The sequence below is a fragment of the uncultured Gimesia sp. genome (assembly GCF_937910335.1).
Lineage (GTDB): Bacteria > Planctomycetota > Planctomycetia > Planctomycetales > Planctomycetaceae > Gimesia.
Genome location: NZ_CALEMX010000260.1, coordinates 1 through 22,943, shown reverse-complemented (window position 1 = coordinate 22,943; position 22,943 = coordinate 1). Strand labels below are relative to the sequence as shown.

General features: G+C 48.8%; 25 protein-coding genes and 1 tRNA gene. 6 read left to right on the top strand and 20 right to left on the bottom strand.

The genetic code is table 11. From position 1 onward, the window contains the following. Positions 1–44 precede the first annotated feature (44 nt). From Q0668_RS10625 to Q0668_RS10610, 4 genes are all read left to right on the top strand, one after another. Positions 45–563: a hypothetical protein gene (locus tag Q0668_RS10625; RefSeq protein ID WP_298864026.1), complete on the top strand. Its 519-nt coding sequence runs from the start codon at positions 45–47 to the stop codon at positions 561–563. A gap of 378 nt (positions 564–941) precedes the next feature. Then, a complete protein-coding gene (locus Q0668_RS10620; protein ID WP_298864024.1) occupies positions 942–1,601 on the top strand; it encodes a hypothetical protein in 660 nt (219 codons plus the stop codon). Between the two features lie 53 nt (positions 1,602–1,654). Then, entirely contained in the window at positions 1,655–2,038 is a 384-nt protein-coding gene (locus Q0668_RS10615) for a hypothetical protein (RefSeq protein WP_298864022.1), read from the top strand. 157 nt (positions 2,039–2,195) lie between these two features. Beyond that, positions 2,196–2,579: a rhodanese-like domain-containing protein gene (locus tag Q0668_RS10610; RefSeq protein ID WP_298864019.1), complete on the top strand. Its 384-nt coding sequence runs from the start codon at positions 2,196–2,198 to the stop codon at positions 2,577–2,579. Positions 2,580–2,674: 95 nt separating this feature from the next. Here the strand turns inward: Q0668_RS10610 and Q0668_RS10605 are convergent, their stop codons facing one another. The 3 genes from Q0668_RS10605 to Q0668_RS10595 form a co-directional block, all read right to left on the bottom strand. Next, positions 2,675–2,926: a GlsB/YeaQ/YmgE family stress response membrane protein gene (locus Q0668_RS10605; RefSeq protein ID WP_298864016.1), complete on the bottom strand. Its 252-nt coding sequence runs from the start codon at positions 2,924–2,926 to the stop codon at positions 2,675–2,677. Between the two features lie 243 nt (positions 2,927–3,169). Continuing rightward, positions 3,170–4,042: an SPFH domain-containing protein gene (locus Q0668_RS10600; protein ID WP_298864013.1), complete on the bottom strand. Its 873-nt coding sequence runs from the start codon at positions 4,040–4,042 to the stop codon at positions 3,170–3,172. A 151-nt stretch (positions 4,043–4,193) separates the two neighbouring features. Then, positions 4,194–4,265, bottom strand: a tRNA-Arg gene (locus Q0668_RS10595). Positions 4,266–4,701: 436 nt separating this feature from the next. On the opposite strand from Q0668_RS10595, the gene Q0668_RS10590 reads away from it, so the two are divergent. After that, complete coding sequence (locus Q0668_RS10590) at positions 4,702–5,040, top strand: helix-turn-helix transcriptional regulator (RefSeq protein ID WP_298864010.1); 339 nt, start codon at positions 4,702–4,704, stop codon at positions 5,038–5,040. 299 nt (positions 5,041–5,339) lie between these two features. Then, positions 5,340–5,780: a hypothetical protein gene (locus tag Q0668_RS10585; RefSeq protein ID WP_298864007.1), complete on the top strand. Its 441-nt coding sequence runs from the start codon at positions 5,340–5,342 to the stop codon at positions 5,778–5,780. A 58-nt stretch (positions 5,781–5,838) separates the two neighbouring features. Here the strand turns inward: Q0668_RS10585 and Q0668_RS10580 are convergent, their stop codons facing one another. The 17 genes from Q0668_RS10580 to Q0668_RS10500 all read right to left on the bottom strand — a co-directional run bounded on the left by Q0668_RS10580 (position 5,839) and on the right by Q0668_RS10500 (position 22,591). Further along, positions 5,839–6,171 carry a hypothetical protein gene (locus Q0668_RS10580; RefSeq protein ID WP_298864004.1) on the bottom strand — a complete coding sequence of 111 codons (333 nt, stop codon included), beginning with the start codon at positions 6,169–6,171 and terminating at the stop codon, positions 5,839–5,841. A 61-nt stretch (positions 6,172–6,232) separates the two neighbouring features. Beyond that, positions 6,233–6,745: a hypothetical protein gene (locus Q0668_RS10575; protein ID WP_298864001.1), complete on the bottom strand. Its 513-nt coding sequence runs from the start codon at positions 6,743–6,745 to the stop codon at positions 6,233–6,235. A 48-nt stretch (positions 6,746–6,793) separates the two neighbouring features. Then, on the bottom strand, positions 6,794–7,792 hold the full coding sequence (locus Q0668_RS10570; RefSeq protein ID WP_298863998.1) for a hypothetical protein: 999 nt from the start codon (positions 7,790–7,792) through the stop codon (positions 6,794–6,796). Between the two features lie 239 nt (positions 7,793–8,031). Further along, positions 8,032–8,745, bottom strand: coding sequence for a methyltransferase domain-containing protein (locus tag Q0668_RS10565; RefSeq protein ID WP_298863995.1), 714 nt, complete (start codon positions 8,743–8,745; stop codon positions 8,032–8,034). A 135-nt stretch (positions 8,746–8,880) separates the two neighbouring features. Further along, complete coding sequence (locus tag Q0668_RS10560; RefSeq protein ID WP_298863992.1) at positions 8,881–9,849, bottom strand: hypothetical protein; 969 nt, start codon at positions 9,847–9,849, stop codon at positions 8,881–8,883. Between the two features lie 69 nt (positions 9,850–9,918). Further along, the gene (locus Q0668_RS10555) at positions 9,919–10,971 is read right to left on the bottom strand and encodes a hypothetical protein (RefSeq protein WP_298863990.1); all 1,053 of its coding nucleotides are present in this window, start codon (positions 10,969–10,971) and stop codon (positions 9,919–9,921) included. A gap of 41 nt (positions 10,972–11,012) precedes the next feature. Then, positions 11,013–11,576 carry a HEAT repeat domain-containing protein gene (locus Q0668_RS10550; protein ID WP_298863987.1) on the bottom strand — a complete coding sequence of 188 codons (564 nt, stop codon included), beginning with the start codon at positions 11,574–11,576 and terminating at the stop codon, positions 11,013–11,015. Between the two features lie 61 nt (positions 11,577–11,637). Then, positions 11,638–13,131 (bottom strand): sulfatase, encoded by a 1,494-nt coding sequence (locus Q0668_RS10545; protein ID WP_298863985.1) that lies wholly within the window; start codon positions 13,129–13,131, stop codon positions 11,638–11,640. A gap of 36 nt (positions 13,132–13,167) precedes the next feature. Then, positions 13,168–14,604 (bottom strand): sulfatase-like hydrolase/transferase, encoded by a 1,437-nt coding sequence (locus Q0668_RS10540; RefSeq protein WP_298863982.1) that lies wholly within the window; start codon positions 14,602–14,604, stop codon positions 13,168–13,170. A gap of 141 nt (positions 14,605–14,745) precedes the next feature. Continuing rightward, complete coding sequence (locus Q0668_RS10535) at positions 14,746–15,249, bottom strand: hypothetical protein (RefSeq protein ID WP_298863979.1); 504 nt, start codon at positions 15,247–15,249, stop codon at positions 14,746–14,748. A 128-nt stretch (positions 15,250–15,377) separates the two neighbouring features. Continuing rightward, complete coding sequence (locus Q0668_RS10530; protein WP_298863976.1) at positions 15,378–16,754, bottom strand: sulfatase; 1,377 nt, start codon at positions 16,752–16,754, stop codon at positions 15,378–15,380. A gap of 125 nt (positions 16,755–16,879) precedes the next feature. Further along, a complete protein-coding gene (locus tag Q0668_RS10525; protein WP_298863973.1) occupies positions 16,880–17,497 on the bottom strand; it encodes an LUD domain-containing protein in 618 nt (205 codons plus the stop codon). Beyond that, a complete protein-coding gene (locus Q0668_RS10520; RefSeq protein ID WP_298863970.1) occupies positions 17,484–18,854 on the bottom strand; it encodes a LutB/LldF family L-lactate oxidation iron-sulfur protein in 1,371 nt (456 codons plus the stop codon). Before Q0668_RS10520 ends, Q0668_RS10525 begins: the two co-directional genes overlap by 14 nt. A 1-nt stretch (position 18,855) precedes the next feature. Continuing rightward, positions 18,856–19,602, bottom strand: a complete 747-nt coding sequence (locus Q0668_RS10515) for a (Fe-S)-binding protein (RefSeq protein ID WP_298863967.1) — start codon at positions 19,600–19,602, stop codon at positions 18,856–18,858. Positions 19,603–19,853: 251 nt separating this feature from the next. Continuing rightward, positions 19,854–20,630, bottom strand: a complete 777-nt coding sequence (locus Q0668_RS10510; RefSeq protein ID WP_298863965.1) for an aldo/keto reductase — start codon at positions 20,628–20,630, stop codon at positions 19,854–19,856. Between the two features lie 33 nt (positions 20,631–20,663). Continuing rightward, positions 20,664–21,911, bottom strand: a complete 1,248-nt coding sequence (locus Q0668_RS10505; protein ID WP_298863963.1) for an FAD-dependent oxidoreductase — start codon at positions 21,909–21,911, stop codon at positions 20,664–20,666. 218 nt (positions 21,912–22,129) lie between these two features. Further along, positions 22,130–22,591: a RidA family protein gene (locus tag Q0668_RS10500; RefSeq protein ID WP_298863961.1), complete on the bottom strand. Its 462-nt coding sequence runs from the start codon at positions 22,589–22,591 to the stop codon at positions 22,130–22,132. Positions 22,592–22,943: the final 352 nt, after the last annotated feature.

Below are 22,943 nucleotides of genomic sequence, written 5' to 3'. Positions count from 1 at the left end.
ACCATAAATGTCCCTCGTTTCAGAAAAGTGGATGTCAACATCTTATGAAATCGTTCCCAATGAGCACCACTTATCGACGGCCTTCGGTCGCGTATCAACGGCTTCGGAAAACGGTTCACCCACCCCTCACGCAACAAAAGAAACTTGACACGCCCACGCCGTTTCAGAAAATACGGATCATTCAAGCTCAGTCTGAATACAACAAGCATACGACACCACTGTTTCTTGGTTCGAGGCTGCCTAATTCCCCAGATATCAAGGCGGACCTCCGTCGCTTCGAGAACAAATATCGCAACGATTTAATAGCAGTCCTGACACCTGCGCAAAAAACAAAGTGGAAGCAACTTTCGACGAAGCCGCCTTTGCCTGGGTCGGCTCCAGAGACGCCGCTCCCGACCGAAGCGGACCTAAAACGCATCAATGTCAAAGAACAGTCAGATCTATTTCGAGCCATTGTACATCTCCAGAACGAAAACGAGCTGAAACTTTCTGCAGCGCAGAACAAATTTCTCGACGAACTGTATTTCGTGACAGAACGTGGATTATTCTCAAGCAAAGAATGATTTAAGTGGCTTTGTGCGCACAGAGGCAGAGTTTTTGAAGCACGCAGAGCAAGTTGCCTTGTTGGGGATTCTGACAGAGTCTCAAGCCAGACAAGTTCAAGATGTTATGTAATCCAGAAATGCAGATCCCTATCAGAATGCTTCCTCGCGAACGGTTTCGGGAAGCATCAACACCGCTCCCAGGAAGAAACAGATTGCCCCCTGTAACGTAAATGCAATCGACAGTGTGTCTCGCCATGCTAGTTTCGGATGACGAAATAGAATAGGTTCAATTTACTTTAAGTAACTTGACAACTCGGTTTGTGAATAGACAGAATTATTCGAGTCATGAAGAAACCGACTCACGCTAAAACGTTGTTCTGATTGTAGAGAAGTTGCATGATCACTGCATATGATAAAGAGTACAAAGCAACAAAACGCATCAAACAGGGTAAAACCAGTCTCGAATCACCCTTCGATGAACTGGCGGAATGGATTAGTGCGACTTGGGATGTTGTCGTCTTGAATGTCGTCTACGATCATGCCGATGGTCTTCTTCGCGCACCTCGAATCCAGGTAATTCTCGAGTATCAGGATCACGCCCAGAAGTTTAGCAAGGGATTCAATTTCGACAAAAAGAAACAGAAGGCTATTGCCAAAAAATTTATTGAGATCATTAAAAAACAGCCGGAACATGGATATGACATCACAGGATTATTTGTGGTCTTTTCTGCATTCGATCAAATTGCAAAGGAAGAGGCCGATGAACAAATATCCGACCTTGAAATTGAAGCGTTGAAAGCGCAGATTGCGAATGCCGATCTATGGGAAATTTCGCGGTGCTTCGGCGGGGTCACATTTATGTTTTATACTGACAAGCAGGTTGCAAAATACGAACAAAATGGCAAAAAGGAGTTGTACGCACGGAAGTACTTTTCAATTCTCAAAAGATATGACGAATTTAGCTATTGTTCTTTTGCCGACTTTGACATTCAGTTTGACTCTAAAGAGAACTTTGATAAGAATTACGAAAGTAATTGGTACTATTATTACAAATGACAATGTAAAAAGAGAAGAAATTTTTTCTTTGACCAAAATCAGATAGATGAAAAATGTGGATTGTCACTCCGGGAAAATTTGTGGGTCCCTTTGCTCTGGGAGAAGTTCCTGAAAAATATTCAGACATCCTTTCTGAAGAGTTCAGTGTATTTAAGCGATTTCCCGACTCTGACGAAATCTATGCGTATGATAATGATGGAGTCTATTTAACCGTCGATTCAGAACGTAAGATTATTCAGATTGCGGTCTTTCCTCCGAATGAAGTTTACTTGGGGGAAATTCAGTTATTAAAACGTGAGTTACAAGAGCTAATCATTGAACTGAGTGCTGCAAACGTTGGATTTGAATCGATAGATTCAGGATTACAGAGTGATGAACTCGGGATAGTCTTAGTCGAAGTGGATGGCAGGATAGACTCTGTAGAGCTCGTCCCTTAATCGTCTCACCGATTTATTCCAAGACGAACCAGGCTCATCCCCCTACCCCAATTTCTCATATAGAAAAGATATAATAGAGACGCTACAATTCTCGGGAAGAGTTCAAATTCCCATCCCCGCGACATTATCTTTCAAAAAATAAAACAGGAATCGAATCATGAAGTGGACCAGCACAGTTTTCTTAATCGCATTCATCACATCCATCAGTTTTGCAGCCGAGCATACGAAAGATTCTCTGGCGACTATTAAAAAGAACATCGCAAGCAAAAAAGCCGTGCTTGCTGATGTTAGAGAACTAGACGAATGGAATGCCGGTCATGTCAAAGGAGCCATTTTCTTGCCTTTGAGCAGCTTGCAGGATGGGATCTCTAAAGAAGAACGCAAACAGTTACCTCAGAATAAGATCGTTTATCTCCACTGTGCCGTCGGTTTTCGTGCCAAAATCGCCGCGAACCTTCTGGAAAAATACAACGATAAAGTCCGGCCCCTCCCACAGGGCTACGAAGAACTGATAGAATCCGGTTTTCTAAAAGAAGACTGATCGTGTGAGTTAAAAAAGGGGATGGATAAAAACAGAGTCAGGCCTCAGTCCATCTTTCAAAAAGTGAACCGCCACTACAGAAAACACTGTGACAATTAGCCCTTTTTCAATTTACTGACAATGAACAATAACAAGATCGCACCCACGGTCGCCATCACAGTTTCGCCGAGGAATCCTCCCGCCGAGAGTCCCAATATCCTAAACACGATACCCCCCACGACTGCGCCAAGTACGCCGACAATGATGTTGCCGAGTAAGCCGAAGCTGCCACCTTTCATTAAAGTTCCCGCAAGCCAGCCTGCGATCGCACCAATGATCAAGAAAATGATGATTCCTACGGGATCCATAATGATACCTTTACTTAGTGATGCTGAATGATTGAAGCCGGCTGCGACCGAATCGGCATTGAACGACAGATGTGCCAGAAATGAAAAGAAATGTCACAAAAGAACGCCATTATTTGATCATAGCGACCTTAGTTGTCAACGTCCACTTTTTTCGTTTGAATGAAGCCATAATTGCCAAAACGAATTTTGATTGACAACTCGAAGTACAGTCGCTGCCACCTGATGATTCGGACTCTTCCCATTCTAAGATCCAGTATCAGATTTTTCGAAACCAAGGCCACTGCGATCGAACCCAAGATACAACCGCGCATTGGCATTTTTCCCCAGCTCGCGCAGAGTTTCCAGTTCCGTCAATCGCAATAATGCTGGATGACCTTCTAGTGCCTCTGCTGCTTTAACGCGTTCTTGATATGCGAGTGCTTCCGCTGCCGCCTGAGTATGTAAAGCCTCAGCTTTAGCCTGCTCGCGTAGATGCCGTGCTTCTGCTTCCGCTTTCGCTTCCTGCCGAGTAACTTCCGCCCGCGACTGAGCCTGAATTTGCTCGACCTCGGCCTGTGTTCGTGCATCAACTAGCTGAGCTTGACTATTTCGTTCTGCAGCCAATACACGATTCATAATCTCCTGGAGGTTTCCCGGAAAAATTAAGTCCTTCACGTCAGCCCGTCGTATGGTCACACCGTATTCACTCGCAGATTCACTGACATCCGAGAGAATATCCTCACTAAGCTGGTTTCGATTGGTCAGAATTTCTTCAAGCGTCATCGAAGCCAGCGAACGTCGAGCCGCCAATTGCACGTCGGTATAAATTCGGTCCTCGAAATTATCGACCGTATGGATCGCCGCCTTAGGATCGGTTACGCGAAACTGCACTAAAATGCTCACACGAATGGCGACCTTATCAGCCGTTAGAATTTCCTGCCCTTTAATAGTCAATTCACGTTCGCGTACGTCGACAAGCAGGCATTCAACAATAGGTAGCTGCCTTAATATTTTGCTTCGCGGAGGAATCTTGTACCGACCCGCATCAAGAACCTTGGTCAGTTTACCGTCTTCATACCACAGCCCGCGATGTGTGTCTTTGACGATGAATTCGCGTCCGACTTCTTTGATTAACATGACGGTATTCCTTTCTTATTATGATTAAAAGGCCTCGGAGCGGAGCCGATTTGGAGAACGAGTTTCTAGATTTGGCAAATCTGAGCGTTCCTTCCGAGAGGTGAACGCAGGATCCATTTGTCGACTCGCTCCTGACTCCGCCGAGGCGGATTAGCCCGTCCAGGAATTGAACCTGGTCCAACAGCTTCGTAGGCTGACATGCAATCCGGCACACCCACAGGCTATGTAATGAAAAAGTACACAACGAAATTTAAAAGTACAAGACTAGAAAGCGAGTTCGCCCGATTCATTGCTATCATGCAAAATAAATGCTGATGAAACTCGCCTGCAACACTGTAACCGAGATGGCCATCAATCAATTTCGTCTCTTACCAGGAGAACGTACAAGCTGCCAAAATCTTCCGCTCATTTTCGATAAAATTAAAAACTTGTTGAATAAAAAATGGGCATCGAAGTGCAATGAACGAATGCAAAAATGCCTGGTACCTCCGCTGCTTTAACGCACGCTTGATAGCCAATTGCTTCCGCTGCAACGTGTTAGACCGACGCACTAATGACCGAACAGAGTGCATGCAATCAGCCCATTCATTTCAACGCCAAAATGCAATTGGGACGGTTTTCGCCTTGACGTTATATATAGACTGTCTATAAATAAAGACATGCAAGAAATAACCGGTGACAAACTGCGTGGCCATGTTGAGCCGCTGATTCTCTCCGCTTTGGAGGAGAACGAGGCGCACGGCCTGGAAATAGTAAAACGAATCGCAGCGGCCGGTTCCGGAGCCCTGAGAATGAAAGAGGGATCGCTCTACCCGGCTCTGTACCGCTTGGAAACGGCGGGGTTGGTGAAAGGCCAGTGGGAAGGTGAAGAAACCGGCCGCCGTGGCGCACGTCGACGGTTGTATTCACTGACGAAGAAGGGAAAACGGCAGCTCGCGGTAGCTCGCCAGGAATGGTCCTATTTTGTATCAATTATGAATCATGCACTCGGAGGATAGCCATGAAAGAACTGATGATCCATATCGAAACAGCCATTCGCCCGCTTCGTATCCCGCAAGGTCATCGGCGTAAAATGTGAGAAGAACTCCTGGGTCATTTACAGGGAATCTATGATGAAGAACTGGCGCGGCTCGGTGACCATGACGCTGCCGTCTGCGCCGCCATCAAGCGATTTGGACCCACGGATGAGCTTTCACGCAAATTGCGCGATTCATTGCCATTGTATGCGTCAGCACTCTCATACATCCCTTTGTTCGCGCCAGTTCGGTCATGGCCTCCCTCCATCTGGAAAACCACAATGAGAGGATGGTTGACCGGTATCCTGTTATGGGTAATCGTCGGTATACCCTGGTGCTTGTTCCTTATTTCAAAAGGAAAGTATACCGCCGAAACAGCAATTGTACTTTGGTTCCTAATGGCGGCAGAGGGTTTTATGATCCTGATCACCTATCTTGGTCTTGTTGCAACCATGCATGGAGTATTCGGACAACCAAAGTCTCCTCGACGAGCCCTTTTATTCGGCGTCGGTGGATTTTGCGGAATGCTTCTGATTCACACGTCTCTCAATCTGCTCGTCAATCCGGCAATGTCTCCACTTGGTTATCTTGTGCCTGTTCTGATGCCGATCTTGTTTTTTGTGATGTTGAAGTTGAAATGGATTGAGCAACAGATTCGGACTGACGAGCGGAGAGGCGCCAGAACAGGTGAATGGGAATCTCTCGACCTCGTCAACAATTGAACGTAGCGTCGGCCATCAAAGGATGGAGAAAAATAAGCTCAGACCTCCTTTCTGATGGCTATTCGGGGCCCTCACCATATTTCGGCTCCAAACTCGAACGCAGGTTCAAAAAGAACGCGAGCATTGTGGCGACCGAAAGAACAACCATCAATTCCATCACCAGCCGGGTCATGTCTATCCGACAAGGAATAGTGGCATAGACCATGACATTATGGCCCTTTTCGTTTGCTTGATATCCATTCGGTACATTGGTGCGATAAATATCGCCCAATAAAAATCCGCGCGAGACGGAATTCAACGACGTCGTACCAGTAGTTCGCGGCGGAAACAGTAAGAGCAGACAAACCAGGGCAGAGGCGATCATTGCAATGACTTTAATATTCGTTGTCATGTGACGTCCTTCTGTTTGCGAAGATGAAAAACGAATCAACCCACTTGCATCCATCCGGTTTCTATTTCTCTCGATACACGCGTCTGCGTCCCGCCCCTTGATCCCACTCGGGAGGCAGCTTCGCATAGCCCCAGCGTTTCGGCAAACTTCGCTGATGAAACTGCTTAGGCAAACGCTTGCTGCTCGCGCGACGCATGAAAAAGGAAAGCGGAAACTCTTGCCAATCTTCACTGGTCATCTCAGGCGGAAGTGCTTCCATCTCAACGCGCGCTTCGTTGCGATTCCTCCCTTTCCAAAACCGGAACCGGGGTAAGCCTTCGATCAATATTCCTCCGGGAACCCGCTTCCAGGGCACATTGCCCATGTTGTACGCGCCGCTTTGAAGGAGAAACATCACCGCTTCACCATCGTCTTTGATACTGAAAATCACCGAATTCGTTCCGGAAATCGTACTCCATGTGCCTGTGAACTCAGAGACAGCATCCTGTTTGGGTTTTTCATCCGCGCCGACGACGACCATAACCGGAATCAACACAAACGCCAATAACGCCCGCCGAATGAATTTTTGATGCATGACCTGATCCTTGAAGAGAATTGACTCAACTATGAAAGTAATGAGAGATTAGTTTTCTGTGGTTTTTGTATCAACCCCTTTTTCTTTCCGGACAGACGTGTATTGAGTCAGAAACCATCCCTCTTCGATTTCACTGGATCTGACGAGCTGCGAAGCCCAGAATTCGCTTTGAATGTTCGCCAACGGAACATGCTCTGGTGGATGATATTCCACTTGGAATAAATAGTGCGGCCCCAACGTAAAAGAGAATCCTCCGTCGGGCAATTTTCTCACAGAATACCCCAATGATTCGGCGACGCCGTACGACGTTGGGTCAAGCAGAAAAAGTTCGTCAGGTCGTTGTTCGTGTGCAAAATACTTACCTGCTTCAGGGAAGCGGCCCGATGTGGTCGGCCATTCCCGTTTCAATTCTTGTTGCAAGTTTTGAAATAAAGGAAGATGATTTGCGACACGATGTCTCACCGAATACCAGAGAAGATTCTCTTGTTGATAAACCACTGCCGAAATACCCAGCAGGGCCACTGTCAAAATAAGGATGTACCTTTTGCTGGCGCCGTTGAGAACCACGTGCATCACACCCAGCAGTAGGGATAGAGATGTGCCACACAAAATAAAGATCATCGCCCAGATGCGTGGTCCGAGTGTCGACATGGAATGGATCTTCTGGAAGTAAGTTGGCTTTCCGGCATCTAATAAAAATGCTGCACCCATGGAGTTCAATCTGATCAAATCCAGTCCCACATCATCCGGAATCCCCAGATCAACGCGTGCCCAGGACAACGCGTGCTGAAAACAGGCATCGAACCATATCCAGATAGGTACAACGATGAGGACCACACAGAGAAATGAAAGGGAAAGCACGGACATTTTAGAAGAAACGCGCTTTGCAACAGCAAACACCTTGCTGGCTTTGGCACGTGAATTGTGAGTCGCAACCGCAAACATGGTGATTGAGACCAGACAAATGATGGCTCCTGCTAAGGTAACATCATTTAAGATAGTCAGCCCACCGAGAAGCAGAAACAAAGACAAAACGTGCAATACCATTCGAGTGATCCGCGCCTGCACTGGAAGGTAACCACACTCCTCACAGACATCGGAAACGATCTTAAAAGCGAACACTTTCCGAGTTCGTCCACATTGGGGGCATTTAGAAGTCATAACTCCGATAACGAAATTCGCCGCCACTGGATCAAAATATTCCGAGAATTAGAAAAGAAGGACCGTGAATGACTTTGAATTCACACCTAGACGCCGGGTCAAACCGATATGTCCGCCGTCGCGAACTACTTCCGCTGAAAACGCAGAAAGTAGTTTTCGTTGAGGGCAGGCACCTTCACTTCTTCCACAAATTCGAAGCCGGCCTGCTCAATCTCTTTACGGAATGTCGCTTTCCCCGCACGGACATGGTTCAACGTCCATTCCCGGGACTTTCCAGGGATCCGTTCAAAATCAATCAAAACCAGTATGCCTCCGGGAACCAGCGCCTTGCGAATCGAAGCCAGCGAGGCGGCAGGGTATTCGAAATGGTGATAGACGTCGCAAATAAAGGCCACATCGACCGATCCGGGAGCAAGGCGGATGTCGTCCTGCCCGCTGAGTACCGGCGTGACATTGTTCAGATGGAGGATCTCCGCCATTTTTCCAACGCGTTCGACAAATTTGGGAGCGATATCCAGCGCATAAACCCAGCCCTTGTTGCCGACCGCTTCGGAAAAGGGTTCGATAAACAATCCGGTACCCGTGCCAACGTCGGCGATGCGGTCGCCGGGAGAAAGTTGCAGCTGCTTCACAATCTGTGCCCTGGCGCGGAAGACTTCGCGACTTTCGACTTCGAAACGTTTGATCCATTTCTCAACATCCAAATCGGGGTCGAGGAATGCCTTATTGATTCCCGGCTTCACACTTTTAGAAGCAGCAGACGGCACAGCGTCTTGCCCCACGACAGGTGAGAGGTGCGAAGTAATAGCAACAATTATGGCAAACAACAGGGTTCGCATCGTAACTTCCTTAGTAAGGGCAGCGTAGTCAGATGACTGAATAAACAGGTCTCAGTATTTTAAAACAGAGTGGGTCTGTGAGTAAAGAAAAAGTGGTCCGAAACCAATAGATGGTTGTTAAATCAATAATCACACCTACTTCAATTCCAAAGGTTCACCAATTACTTGAATACTCAACAGATGATGCGAGGGCATTTTGGTCCCGCGTTCGACGACGGGCACTTTACCATCTTTCTCTAGGTCAGCTTTCATTAATTTCCACAGCACTTGCTTCTCGCGATTGATTTCAAAGGCCTGCACGTCATTGTTCATGCCTTTTTTATGATGATAGTCGGAATTGATCACGACCAGATTTCCGTTTTTGCGCACATGCACGCCCACGGGATACAAAATCTGAAAACCCAGATCATCTTTGGTATTCATCTCCCATCTGATTTTGCCGTCACGTCCGATTTCAATGATGCGGTTCGACGTGATATTAGGCACCAGCGTGCGCCCGTTCGCCAGACGGATGGCGGTGAAGGGCCGGTCGTTGTCCTTAAGCGCGTATTGCCAGACCACATCACCGTCCGCGTTCAGCTCCAGAATTTTCTTATGATCGCGATAGGAAATTAAATATGTACCCTCTGGCGTTTTGCGAGCCTGCATATAGCGGTTGTGCGGGTTTTTGCCACCGTCCGGCAGATCAATAGATAACGTCACTTTCTTTTGACGATTGACCTCGAGAAGTTTCTGATTGCCACAATCAAGTATCAGCGTCTTGCCTCCCTTCAAAGGCTGGCACGAATTGATTTCCTGCTTCCCTTTTTCTCGAGCTACTTTGAAATCCCACACCGTTTCCTTGGCAGCGTTGACTTCACGAACGCCAAAGCGATGCGAAAAAAGGATGTTCCCGTTCTCTAATTTCCACGCATCATAGACCAGCTCAATTTCAGGATTCTGATAATGCCAGACCGTGTGATTCTTCTCATCCAGCTCCAGCACCCCTTCTCCATAGCCGATCAGAAGTCGGTGCCCGGGGTTTGGGTCCGCGGATGACGCACTACCCGATTGCAGGGCGACGCAGGCCAGTAACGCGATCCCGAGGGAAGTAATGTACTTCATGTTGAACTTTCTATTGATCATGATCAAGCGGGAGTGTTGATTCATCTGAATCATAGTAACAAAGCGATCTTACGTCGTAGTCTCAGGCACCAGTTTCACCGGATACGTATTCCCGGAAGCGAACTGTGGTACATAGATCGCGCCATCCGAAGCCACCACCAGATCGTGCGGGTGTCGGAACAGACCCCCCTGTTGCTGCATCGGCTGTAGTTTGCCGTCGATATATCGGGGCGCAGTCCCGCCAATGTTCGAGACGATCTTGTAATCGCGATCCAGCACCGAAAGATAACCAGTACTTTGACGATCTTTCGGCCAGTTGTCCGCCAGATGCGGCACAAACATATGCTCGCCGACAATTTGGATCATGCGCGGATTCGAGCCGGGCAAGTGAATTTCCTTGATCAACTTTCCTTCCAGCGAGAGGCGTTTGATCGTCTGCTGATCACTCATCGCAATCACCATCTCAGGTTCCCCCGGACCGCGTGAATCAATGGTTCCCCCATGCGGACCCCAATGGGCAATGCCCCCCTCCGGCCCGCCGAAGTAATGCAACAGTTTGCCATCACGGTTGTAACGCATGATGTAATCTTTGCCATACCCGTCCAGCACGAAGAAATCGCCGTTAGGTAAATGCAGTGTCCATGCGGGGCGAAACTCTTTCGCGCTGGCATACTTGCCCGTCGATTTGGGATACGTCAACTCCATCAATATTTCGCCATCCAGCGTGGTCTTGAAGACCCGATTCAGATTCAAATCGGTAATAAACAAAACCTCGCGGTCCCCCTCTTTCACAATCTGCAGACCATGCGCGCCGGGAAATCGTTTGCCCCATTTGCCCAGCAACTGACCATCCTTGTTATAAATGATAATATTGTTATCAAGGTGATCGGTGAGCAGAAAAATCCGACCCTTGGCATCGACGACCATGGCGCTGCAGTTCTTCACCGGCGTTTTTACATCCAACACTCCCCACCCCGCAACCGGACGATACTGAAATGCACCCTGCCCCAGCAGAGGCATTTTGTTTTCTGCAGCGTCCAGCCCGCGCACTCCCAGCGCGCCAGCTCCCGCGAGTAAAGTTTGATAAAGAAAGTCGCGTCTACGCAGCCGACGGTCGGACATGATGTGCTCCTTCGGAGATATCGAGAGTGGTGCTGGGTCTCTTATTGTTTATGCAGTTTGTCAAGTCGAATTTCTCGCTCATTTAAAAAATTAATGATAAACGAATACCTGTCGAGAACTAGTCTATTTGAATGATTTGCCATGAGTTGTAAAAGCTCAGCACAATCTTCCGGATCAACCAGATCAGACCATAAAAGTTGGTCAACAATGCCCGCAGCCCAACTCTGGACCCCTTTGTCAGAATCTTCAAGAAAACCTTTGATCCAAGGCAACACTCTCCTGTCTGCTACGACTCGCAGCAGTTCAATGGCCGTGCATCGTGCTTCAGGATCGTCGTCCGTTTGATATATCTCATAACATCGCTCCATCGCAGACCAAGGACGGAGTAGCCAGAGAACATTGCGAACCAGTTCTCCTCCCTTTTTATGTCTGACGTAATGGTCAACAGCATTACGTAAATGAGTTGGTCCAAGAATCATCGCGATGGCTTCACGCGCATCAATACTACTGCCGTGTTCACGGCCGTCGTCATCCAATGCTCCAAGAGTTCGGGCGAGTTCTGTCCAATCGATCTCTCCCTTATTCATTTTCTCAGAAAATGCCATTTGGATCAGGCCCTCTTTCTATTTAGTCGGTGAACAGTCGCCACGCACGTGCGTGACACTCTTATTTGCCTGCGGCCTGCCAGCGTTTCATTTGCGAAATATTCGACTCCAGAATTTTTGCTTGATCTGGATTTCGCTTCCGCGATTTGGCCAGATAGGGCGCCATATCGCTGTCGTACATGGCTTCCGATTCGGGGAAGCGACCTTTGTCGTCTGTTTCGAACTCCCAGTTCGCAAGTAGACCACGAAATTCGGCAAGCCGTTCTTTCTGAGTAGCATCACTGGCAAGATTATGAATTTCCCACGGATCGCGGGAAAGGTCATAGAGTTCTTCCTCAGGCCGTGTTTCAGCGAGATGCAGAGATTGTGCTTCGTTTAGTTTACCGGCGGCAGCCAGTTCGCGCAACACAGGCATGAAGGGTTTCGCGTCCTTGTACTTACAGGGCTGCAGATAAGGCCGTTCGGGCAGGTAGTTGCGAATGTATTTGAAGTTCCCTTTGCGAATGCCGCGAATGTGATCCACGGTTTCATCACAACGGTCACGGGCCGCCACCACATACTCGCGCGGCTTGGCCTGCGGTCCGAACAACGGGCGACCCTGTATTGTGGATGGAATTTTTATCCCCGCAAATGCCAGACTGGTCGCCGCGAGATCAATGTGCGAAATGAGTTCGTCTCGCGCCGATCCCGCTCGCTCATACTTCAGACCCCAGACCACAAAGGGAATCTTCATCCCTTCCTCATAGAGGAACTGTTTGCCGCGCGCATGACTGATACCATGATCGGTCAGAAAAAAGACGATGGTGTTATCGAGAACATTTTGTGCTTTCAGTCGATCAATGATCTGCCCGACTTGTCTGTCCGTATAAACAACCGAGTTAAGATAAGCGGCCCAGTCCTGGCGAATGACCGAATGATCCGGATAGTAGGGCGGCAGTGTCACTTCTTCTGCTGTGACCAAATCATCCAATTCGGCTTCCACTCTTTTGTAAGCCTTTTCAGAATTACGCAGTTTTCCTCCCGCCAGTTGGTACTGCGCAAAGAACGGCTGCCCTTTGGCGCGCCGGGTCCAATCTACTCCGTTGTAGAGGTCCGATCTTTGATAGTCGAAATTGTAATCCACTTTTCCGGGTCGTGTTCCGTCCGCATTGGCATTCGTCGTGTAATAACCGGCTTCACGAAACAGTTCAGGAATGGTCTGCAGACCCTTTGGTAGATGAATCTTTAACGCGCCCCGTCCGCTACGATGATGGTGCGCGCCGATCGTCGTTTGGTACATCCCGGTAATCAAGGCCGATCGAAACGTGGAACAAACCGGAGCCGTCACATACGCGTTACTGAAGACAACACCCTCCCGCGCAAGCTGATCCACGTGCGGCGTCTTGACGAGCTTTTCTCCCTGATAGCCGAAGTGGCACGACATGTCATCAACAACAATCCACACAATGTTGGGCCGCCCCTGCTTGTCTGGTGTCTCCGCTGCAGGCAGCGTATTCGACATCAACAGAATCGCTGCCAACAAAAGGATTAAATGTGTCAAATGCATGTGCTTCATATGATCTGTTTTCTTTGATTTCTATGGGAATACGAGCTAATCGTTCGGGTTCAAAATATTTTTCCAGTCCCGGTAGACGGGCCGCCCTTTGATATTCCGACCTCCCTCGATGGTCGGGGCCGGGGGGACGGTATCGAGAGTCTGTTTCAGCTTCTGCCGTGCTGTGTTTCCACGCTCACTCGTCTTTTCAACGGTGAGATTTCGCGATTCTTTCATATCTTGGGGAACATTATAAAAACGCCCGTCGCGGTATAGTTTGAATTGCGCATCGCGAATATATTGACTGCCTTTAAAGCGACCCCAGTAAGGCTGGTAGTGACAGAATACCCACTCGCGAGGATGCCCTTTTTCGCCATTCAACTGCGGTAGAAAGCTGCGCCCATCAATGGGATCGCCCTTCCCGAGTTTCACTCCTGCGAGCGAAGCGAATGTAGGATAGAAGTCCGTAAAGTCAATCAAATCATCTAAGACGACACCTTTTGGCGTATGTCCTTTCCAATAAGCCACCAATGGCACATGCGTGCCCATGTTGGTTGTGGAACCTTTCCCGCCGCGAATTTTCTGGCCTTTCCAAAGCGAGTTAATACCAACGTTCGTTCCGTTGTCGGCTGTAAATAGAATGAGCGTGTTCTCTAACTGACCCGCCTGCTCTACCCGTTTCACAATCTTACCCACGATCTTATCCAGGTAGTTAACCATCGCGACAAAGTTGGCTTTTCGTTCTTTCTTGCTCTTCGGCTGTTTGTTCGCATCATGATTCCGCGGCGCCGAACCAATCGTATCAGGTGTCGGCACAAAAGGATTATGCACCAGCGTCGTCGGATAGTAAACAAAGAAAGGTTGATCCTTGTTCTTGTCGATAAAGTCGCAGATAAAATCCGACGTAATATCCGGTCCGTATTTGCCCTCGTTAGCTTCGATCGATAAGAACTTACCATTCTGTTCTAACAACGGACTCCAGAAACGCTCGCCCCCTCCGTCTTTAGCCCTAGCGCCGCGAGTCAGTTGCCACAGACAATATTCATCAAAACCCGCCTTGAACGGACGCGTGTTGTCATCTTTACCCTCTACGCCGTGATAGATCCCGTTTAATTGCCATTTGCCAGCGATGGCCGTTTTGTAACCCGCGGCCTGCATCATCTGACCAAAGGTTTTCTCCTTCGGATTGAGATAGCCGAAATGGGTGTAGTTCCGAAAATTGTATTTGCCCGTCATCAGCTTCACCCGCGACGGCGTGCAAATGGGTGTCGAATAACAATTTTTGAATCGCACACCGCGCTTCGCCAATGCATCAATGTGCGGCGTTTTATACTCCTCCGCGCCATAGGCACCAAAACATTCCCAACTCACATCGTCGGCCATGATCAGTATTATATTGGGTTTGCGCATTTCTGTTGTTGGCTCAGGAGCGGCACTAGAGGGAACGACTCCCATCACAAATATGTAACACAAAATCATTGAAAGTTGCTTCATCTCTGTTTCCTATTCTGTTACGACTGTCGCTTCTGCAAAGAAAACGGTACCCTGCCTGATAGAATGTCACCATCTGCTGCTCTAGACGGAAGCAGATGCTTCGCACTGAATCTTTCGTAAATTTTGTGGCCAACTCACACGTCAGGCAGGATCGTAATGTTCTTTTAGTAAAACGGCATCTAGATCCGTTCCGCTTTCCAGTTGAATATAATCGAATCCGTGTTCTGAACACTGTTTTCTCAGTTCATCCAGATGCGATAACAAGATCTGGTGAAACTTCTGCCCGATTTCTCGCTCGATTGATTTGACGCACCTGGAAAATTCATCATCATCTTCCAGTTCTTCGTTATCAGCGAAGACATAATAACGGTTTTGAATCTCCTGAATCCGCACATGGCAGGCGTCGATATAGCCCCGCTCATACTGTTCAGCTATGGCTGCAGCCGCAATCACCCGGCCCGTCTCGGGACTCACCTGAAACATCAGCTGGTCGAAATCGATGGCATTCCCGTTGCCGATGAGCGTTTCATTCAGAAAATTGAACAGCTCCCTTAAAATCTCATCAATAAGATACTCCTGATTTTCCGGCAGAATCGCTTCATAATCGTTCGATTTGCGGCTTGAGTGATTATTCCATTCCAGCATCGCTCGGCCCTTTTAGATATAAGACGGTCATGATTAGAACACATTGAGTTTACGTGTTTCCTGCGAGGCGGCGTTGGCCTCATGCAGGCCTGCCGAGAACACGAATAACAAGATGAATCGTAGTAGCTTCATTTTTGCTTCCTCTTATTTTTCTTCTTGCCGACTCTGGTACGTTTGTAAGCGTCGATTTCGGTCTGCTGACCTTTGTCGCCGCAATGTTTCATCCATGCTTCCAGTTCCGCTTTCAGCTCAGCCTGCACCGACGCGTATTCCGGTTTGCCGGCCAGATTATTCCACTCGGTCAGGTCTTTGGTGATGTCGTACAGTTCAACACCGGGTCGGTTTTTATAACGTCGCACCTTCTCGGCGGCGTCCGCATCACCGGCGTCCGCTTTCGCCTCCCAGCTCTTGAATTCGGGTGACAACATACAGACGTTGCGAAATTCAATTTCGGGGGTGAAGTTCCAGATGTACTTGAATTGTTTCGAACGAACCGAACGAATTCCGAAGGTATCGGAACCGTTAAGAATTCCCCGCGTTGTCATTTCACCGAAGACATACTCTTTATGTTCCTGCTTCCCAGCGAAAACAGGCAGCAGGCTTTTGCCATCAAGCACACGATCGGGCGTACCACCCGCCGCTTCCACATAAGTGGGAACCAGATCCACGTATTCGATCATCGCACGGTTGATGCTGCCGGGTTGGATCTTACCGGGCCAGCGGGCAATTAAAGCGGACTGCAGGCCGGAATCGTAACACGTCCATTTTGCGAAAGGCATGCTGCTGCCCTGTTCGCTGACAACGATAAGAAGCGTGTTCTCGCGGAGCCCGTTCTTATCGAGCGCAGCAAGAATACCGCCGACCTCTCCGTCGAAGTAAGTAATTTCCGCCAGATAACGCGTCATGACCTCGCGCGTTTCCGGGGTATCAACGAAATAAGGCGGCAACTTCAGTTTGCTCGCCTCGTAGCGCGAGGGATCTCCTTTGTCCCAGGGAGTGTGCGGCTCTTTGGAACAAAAGAAAATGCAGAACGGATCGTCGCCCTCTTTGCAATCAGCAAAAAAGTTACCGGCTGCTTCAACAAGATCCGCCCCCTTTGGCTTTTCGAAGGGAAAGACCGACCGGGGTCCAATATGAGTTTTGCCGCTGAGCGCCACGCGGTAGCCCAGCGGCTTCAGATAATGCACAATGCTTTTCACGCCGACGTGCGCGTTCGTGTGATTGGGATACGCACCGATCTTAACCGGATACTGACCGGTATAAACGTTATGCCGTGTCGGCGAGCACATCGGCGCCGCCTGAAAGCAGCGCGTGAACCGCATTCCCTCCGTAGCCAGCCGATCAATGTGCGGCGTATGCGCCTGCCCGCCATAACAGCCAATATCACGAAACGTACAATCATCCGCCATCACAAATACAAAGTTAGGCTGCTTCGCTTCCGCCTGCGACGAGAACAGACAGTAGATCGCCGCGACCATCGCAAGCTTATAGAAAATTCGACTCATGCGCATATACTTTTCTTGATGGGAGAGTAAGAAGTCGGCACCAATGGTGTTTGCCAAACTTTATGCTAACTTGTTGAGCATCTCACGAACAGGAATTTTCGTGTATTTCGCGTGTCACAGCAGACTTAAAACGCATCGTCAACCAGAAACACCGTCAGTGACCGTGCACCGTGCGCGCCAATCACCAGCGATTGTTCAATGTCGGCGGTTTTGGAGGGGCCTGCCATGAAGGTGCCGAAGCTGGGGTTTTCGAATGTCAGGCGCTCATAGGCGGCGTGCATGTGTGGCACGACTTCCGAAGCGGGTACGATCAAGGCGATATGTTGCGCGAGGAAATACAGAGTGCGCGTGGGGCCGCCATCGTTGCTAATCCAGGTGGCGCCGTTTTCTGCTACGCAGAATTCGCCGGGCAAAATGGCAAAGTCGACGTCATTGAAATCGTGTGGATCCGTGATTTCATTCACGTTCACATTAGGTTGGCCGCAGTTGGGAATCAGCGAACAGATCTGTTTCGATTCCTGATAGACGGGCAGTTCTGCCAGCCGCTGATTGACTTCTTCGACGTTCTTCACACGCAAGCATAACCCTTTGATTGAAGCGAGCAATTCCGTAAACTGCTCGCTTAGATCGGGGTACGTGATCCATTGTTGCGTCAACTCTGCCTGTTGCAAGTCGGGCAATTCTGATGCAGGGACGGACTGTTTCCGGAGTTGGCTCAAGATATGATCTTTACTTGCGGTCATGATTCTTTTTCATCCACTCTCGGAAACTCTGTTTTGGTATATCGGGTAGCTCCCGTTGCTTTCCCCAGGCATTAAAGCGATTGTAAAGTAAAAAGCGTGGTAAGTAAGGCACAACCCACCGCGCACATGTTCCAGCAAACTGATACAGCCGCGGCGCCTGCATCATCCACCCCATCATTTTCATCGAAAGCCGTTTTGAAAAGGGAAGCAGACCTTTTAGCCTAATTTCTTTTCGCCAGGTCAACAGTTGATGATGCAGATCGATTTTCACCGGACACACATCAGTGCAGGATGCACACAGACTGCAGGCAAACGGCAAGCTGGAATGTTTTTTCGTATCGTGAGCGGGTCCCAGAATCGAACCGATCGGGCCCGGAATCGTATTGCTGTAACTGTAACCGCCGCTCCGCCGATACACGGGGCACGTATTCATACAGGCGCCACACCGAATGCAATTTAAGGAGCGACGAAACTCGTCACTCCCCGAAATTTCGCTGCGGCCGTTATCCAAGAGAACAATGTGCATTTCGCCATCGGGCTTGGGGCCATGAAAGTGAGAGGAATACGTGGTAATCGGCTGTCCGGTTGCCGAGCGTGCTAATAGTCGTAGAAAGACACCCAAGTCGTCGGCACGGGGAATCAGTTTTTCGATGCCCATACAGGCGATGTGCAGTTTATTCAGCGAAGTACCCAGGTCGGCGTTGCCTTCGTTCGTACAGACGACAAAGCCCCCCGTGTCGGCGATGGCAAAATTCACACCCGTAATCCCGGCATCAGCTTCGATGAATTTGCGGCGTAAATGTTGTCTAGCAGATTCCGTCAGATACTGAGGATCAGAGGCTCCTTTTTCGGTGCCCAGTTTTTCATGAAACAGCTCGCCAATTTCTTCTTTTTTGATATGAATGGCGGGCATCACAATATGACTGGGCGGTTTATCCTGCAGCTGAACAATCCATTCCCCGAGATCGGTGTCAACAATTTCAATCCCATGGCGTTCCAGATACGGATTGAGATGACACTCTTCGGTCAGCATCGACTTACTTTTTACAACGCGTTTGACTTGGTGTTTCTCTAAGATGCTGTGCACGATTTCGTTGTGCTCTTTGGCATCCCGCGCCCAGTGCACGTGAACGCCTTTGGCTGTCGCATTCTTTTCGAACTGTTCCAGCAAATCGGGTAAATGCGAAATCACATACGATTTGATTTTAGAAGCTTGTTCGCGAAGTAATTCCCATTCAGGAAGTTGATGGACGGCTTTGTCGCGTTTCGAGCGCACGAACCAGAGTGACTGATCATGCCATTTGGCACGTTCTTTATCTTTGACAAAGGCCTCAGCTAATTTCGGATGTGATGGCATGTTATAAACACTCTGCAAAAATTTCAGCTATATGCATGACGCGAATCGGTTTCTTTTGTCTTCGGATAATGCCATCCATGTGCATCAGACATGACATATCAAGGGCCGTTAAAACTTCGGTTCCCGCCTGTTCGTGATCGTACACGCGGTCTTCTCCCATCATACAGGATACGGCTTCTTCAGCGACCGCGAATGTTCCACCGAAGCCACAGCATTCATCGGGTCTTTGCAGCGTCGTAATTTCGACACCTTCAATACTCTCCAGCAGTTCCCGCGCGTTTCCAAATGGTTCGCCTACAACTTCACTGGAACTGGCCAAACGTAGCTCTCGCAGACCATGACAGCTTTGGTGCAACCCGACTTTATGCGGAAATTGACCGTCCAGTTTTTTAATTCCCATCGGGCCGGTCAGATACTCGCAGAATTCAAACGTTTTTTCTTTGAGTCGTTTGTAATCCGGATGATCGCCTAAATATTCATCGTAATGATGCTTCACCATCGAAACACAACTGCCCGAAGGACAAACAACCGCGTCGTAAGATTTGAAGATTTCCAGAAAACGTAATGCCAGAGGGCCGACTTCATTGGTACAACCAGTGTTCGCCATCGGCTGTCCGCAGCAGGTTTGACTTTCAGGGTATTCCACATCGGCCCCGAAATGCTCCAGAATTTTCAGCGACGCAATTCCCACCTGTGGGTACAGTTGATCAATATAGCAGGGAATGAACAAGCCAACTTGGGGCGCCATGTTATGAACTCAAACAGGGGGTCAGGAAAGAAAAATCAAATACAAAATGAATCCCTTTCCTTTATAGTCCGATCCCCTCCGATTGCCAAGCCGACAGACACATAGGAACCACTGACGAATGCTGTAAACGGGAACATGGTATCGGCTTTAGAATCGCAAAAATTCTAAATCTTCCTGCTTTATTCACGCGAGACCCATGTGTTCACATTCCTGTCGAAGAAATTCCAAAAAAAACAATGTCGCTTCTGGCACTAAGCAGCAGGCCTGATTGGAACAGAGGCCGCGGTCTGCCAGTTGGTCTGGATATGATCGAGATTCAGACCGCCAACCACCAGATTGCTGACTCCCGAATGGGAAAGGACGAATGAGATCGCTTCCCCAGGAGGTAAATGTCCCGAAGCCAGCCCTTTCTTGACGATCACGCCGATCCCCTGTTGCGCTGCCTGCTGAATCAACGTTTCATGCGAACGGTCTTCCAGATGATATTCAAGCATCAGGACATCAGCCCAGTCGAGCGCCCCTTCCGCTCCCGCCAGTGTCTTTGCAGATAATCCAATCCAGCGAATTTTGCCCGCCTGCTTAGCTTCCTGCAACACTGCAATCGTATCAGTCTGCGTTAAAATTTTCTCTTCATCTTGATTGGAATGTATCAATACAACGTCAAGCACATCCGTCTTCAGGCGGCGTAAACTTCGTTCAAGACTCGTCTCGAGACTAGGACGAGAAAAATCGTAAGTCGAACGACCGTTTTCGAAGGTCTCTCCAATTTTCGTGGAGAGCAGAAATTCGCTGCGGCGATGCGTTAGAAATTGTCCGACGCGTTCTTCGCTGATCCCATATGCGGGCGCCGTATCAATGTGATTGATTCCCAGATCAAGGATGGAATTCAACAGGCGTTCGGTAGTGTTATCATCGGGCAGATCATAAGGCTGGCTGTATTTGATTTGTTGATTACGACCGATCTTGAAAGCGCCAAATCCAAGGGCACTGATTGAGAAGCCGGTATTTCCTAAAGGGCGGTATTGCATTTGATTAACGAATTCTTAAACCAATGGAAAAAATCAGGCAGCACCATCCAGAGCGGAAAGACGATCCAGCGTCACCCAGTCTTCAGAGGTCTCCCAGGGTGGTAAAGCAACCTGTGGTCGAGGCAGAGTGGAAAAAACGTCTTTCCAGGGTGTATCATCTTGAGCAGGTTTCACGTTGATTTGCTGCAGGTGATCGCAGACTTCCGTCGCCAGACGAGGGGCCAGCGCCAGTTTGCTGGGCCACGCGGTGAACAGGTTACCTTCTTTTAGAACCTGCGCGGTTTCTGGTCTGACACCTGTTTTTGTCGCACCCTCTGCCCGGTCGACGCGATAGGTATTCCATTCCAGTCCGCTAAGATCAATACCGGGAACAGAGGCGGCTAATTCGCGGGCCGCATGCCGGATCAACTCCCCGCGATTCATATCCACACCGATTTCGGCAACCTGACCGCCCAATTGCCAGACCGTGTTCCCCAGCGAATTCGTATCTGAGGTAATCGTAATTCTCGTCTTTGCGCCATCGACACAATGTCCGTTGAATTGAGGCAGCGCCCCGCGCACCATCGCCATATGCAGCGGTCTTTTTTGCATGAACGGAATCTGTAACGGAGCCGATTGCTGGCGTGCCTGATTTCGGAGCGTTTCGTTTCCTCTCCCGGCGGTCAACAGGACGGCCGCAGTTTTGATGGAGAAAAATTCGCCGTTTGGTTTCTGGATCTGAACCGAAGTGATGTGTTCGTTTTGATTCCGCGTAAACGAGAGATCTTTCGGCTCGTATTTAATAATCTGGTCCTGAAAAGAATCCGCAAGATTGGCGATCAGACTTTGTGGCGAGATGACCTGTTCGTCCATGATGGCAATCGATCCCGGACAATTCGCAAGCACCGCGGGAGTCTCTTCTTTGGTGAGTTTTTTGGGAGCGACATGTAATCCCATTTTGGCACCGAACATTCCCAGCCGCGATGAAAGGGAATCAGTGCGCCACAGATAACAGCAGTCAGAGCGGATTTCCGTTTGTGACAAATCGGGCAACTGTTCGCCGCTCAGACATTTTTTCCAGATTAACGGCATCTCACGGATGCGTTGTGCCGACCCGGTCAGCATCCCCTGAAGCGTGTATTTCAAACCTCCGTGAATAATCCCCTGCGAAGCAATGGTTTGCCCGCTTCCCAATTCAAATGCTTCCAGCAGAAGACATCGGTAGCCCGCTCGGCTGGCCTCGCTTAAGGTCCAGAGGCCAGCGATACCCCCTCCAAAAATAATTAAATCGACCTTTGGCACACTGAGAATCCTTTCCCTGATGAAGACCAGCCCCGATCTTTGATCACCAAAATCCCTGAAAAATCTGAATCACTTCTATTTTTACTCTTTCTGAATGGATTCGAGAAGACGAATCAGTTGGAAAATTCTGTTCAAACAGCCAGTAATTCGGAAAAAGCACCCGCACTCTTCAGATCCGTCCTGTTCGAGTAGAAAACGACTCAGAGATGATTCCGCGATTATTCTTTAATTTGCACAATCGCTTCCACCTCGACGGCGATATTTCCGGGAAGTGAGCCCATTCCGACTGCACTACGGGCAGCGCGTCCCTGATCTCCGAAAATTTGAACCATCAGATCACTGAATCCGTTAATAACCAGGGGATGACGTTTAAAGTCAGGAGCCGCATTCACCATACCCAGTACTTTTACAAACCGCTCAATCCGGTCGAGATCACCCAGGTATTGTTTCAGGGTCGCCAACATGGTCAGGCCGACAGCCTGTGCCGCTTCAAACCCTTGTTCTTCAGTTAAATCATCACCAACACGCCCGGTATGCATTGTCCCATCCAGCTTGACAGGCCCATGTCCCGAGACATACAGCAGATCGTCAATCTGAACAACGGGATTGTAGATACCCCCCGGTTTGGGAGCTTCGGGGAGTTCCAGATTCAATTCCTGAATTTTTGCTTCGATACTCATTTTTTTCCTGCATCTTTCCTGATTAATCTCAACACACAATAGAGGACCATTCTTGAGAGCCCTTGCCACTTCGATGAGCATAACATACCGTAACGGAAGTCATAGTACTGGTTACAGTGTCTTGACCTGCGAAAAGGGCTCGTTTTCAAGTTTATATATCATCCAGAATAAATACACGAAATTCGATTTCCAATCGTAAAAACCTCACTCTTTTGAAAAACAGAATGATCCAAATCAAATTGAATTCCGTTTTTCTGAATGAACACAATGAAAAATAACGAAAAGTAGTGGAAAAATCAGGGCTGCTCAGAGTATGGCATTGAATGTGCGTAGTCGATCTGGGTAGGAAATA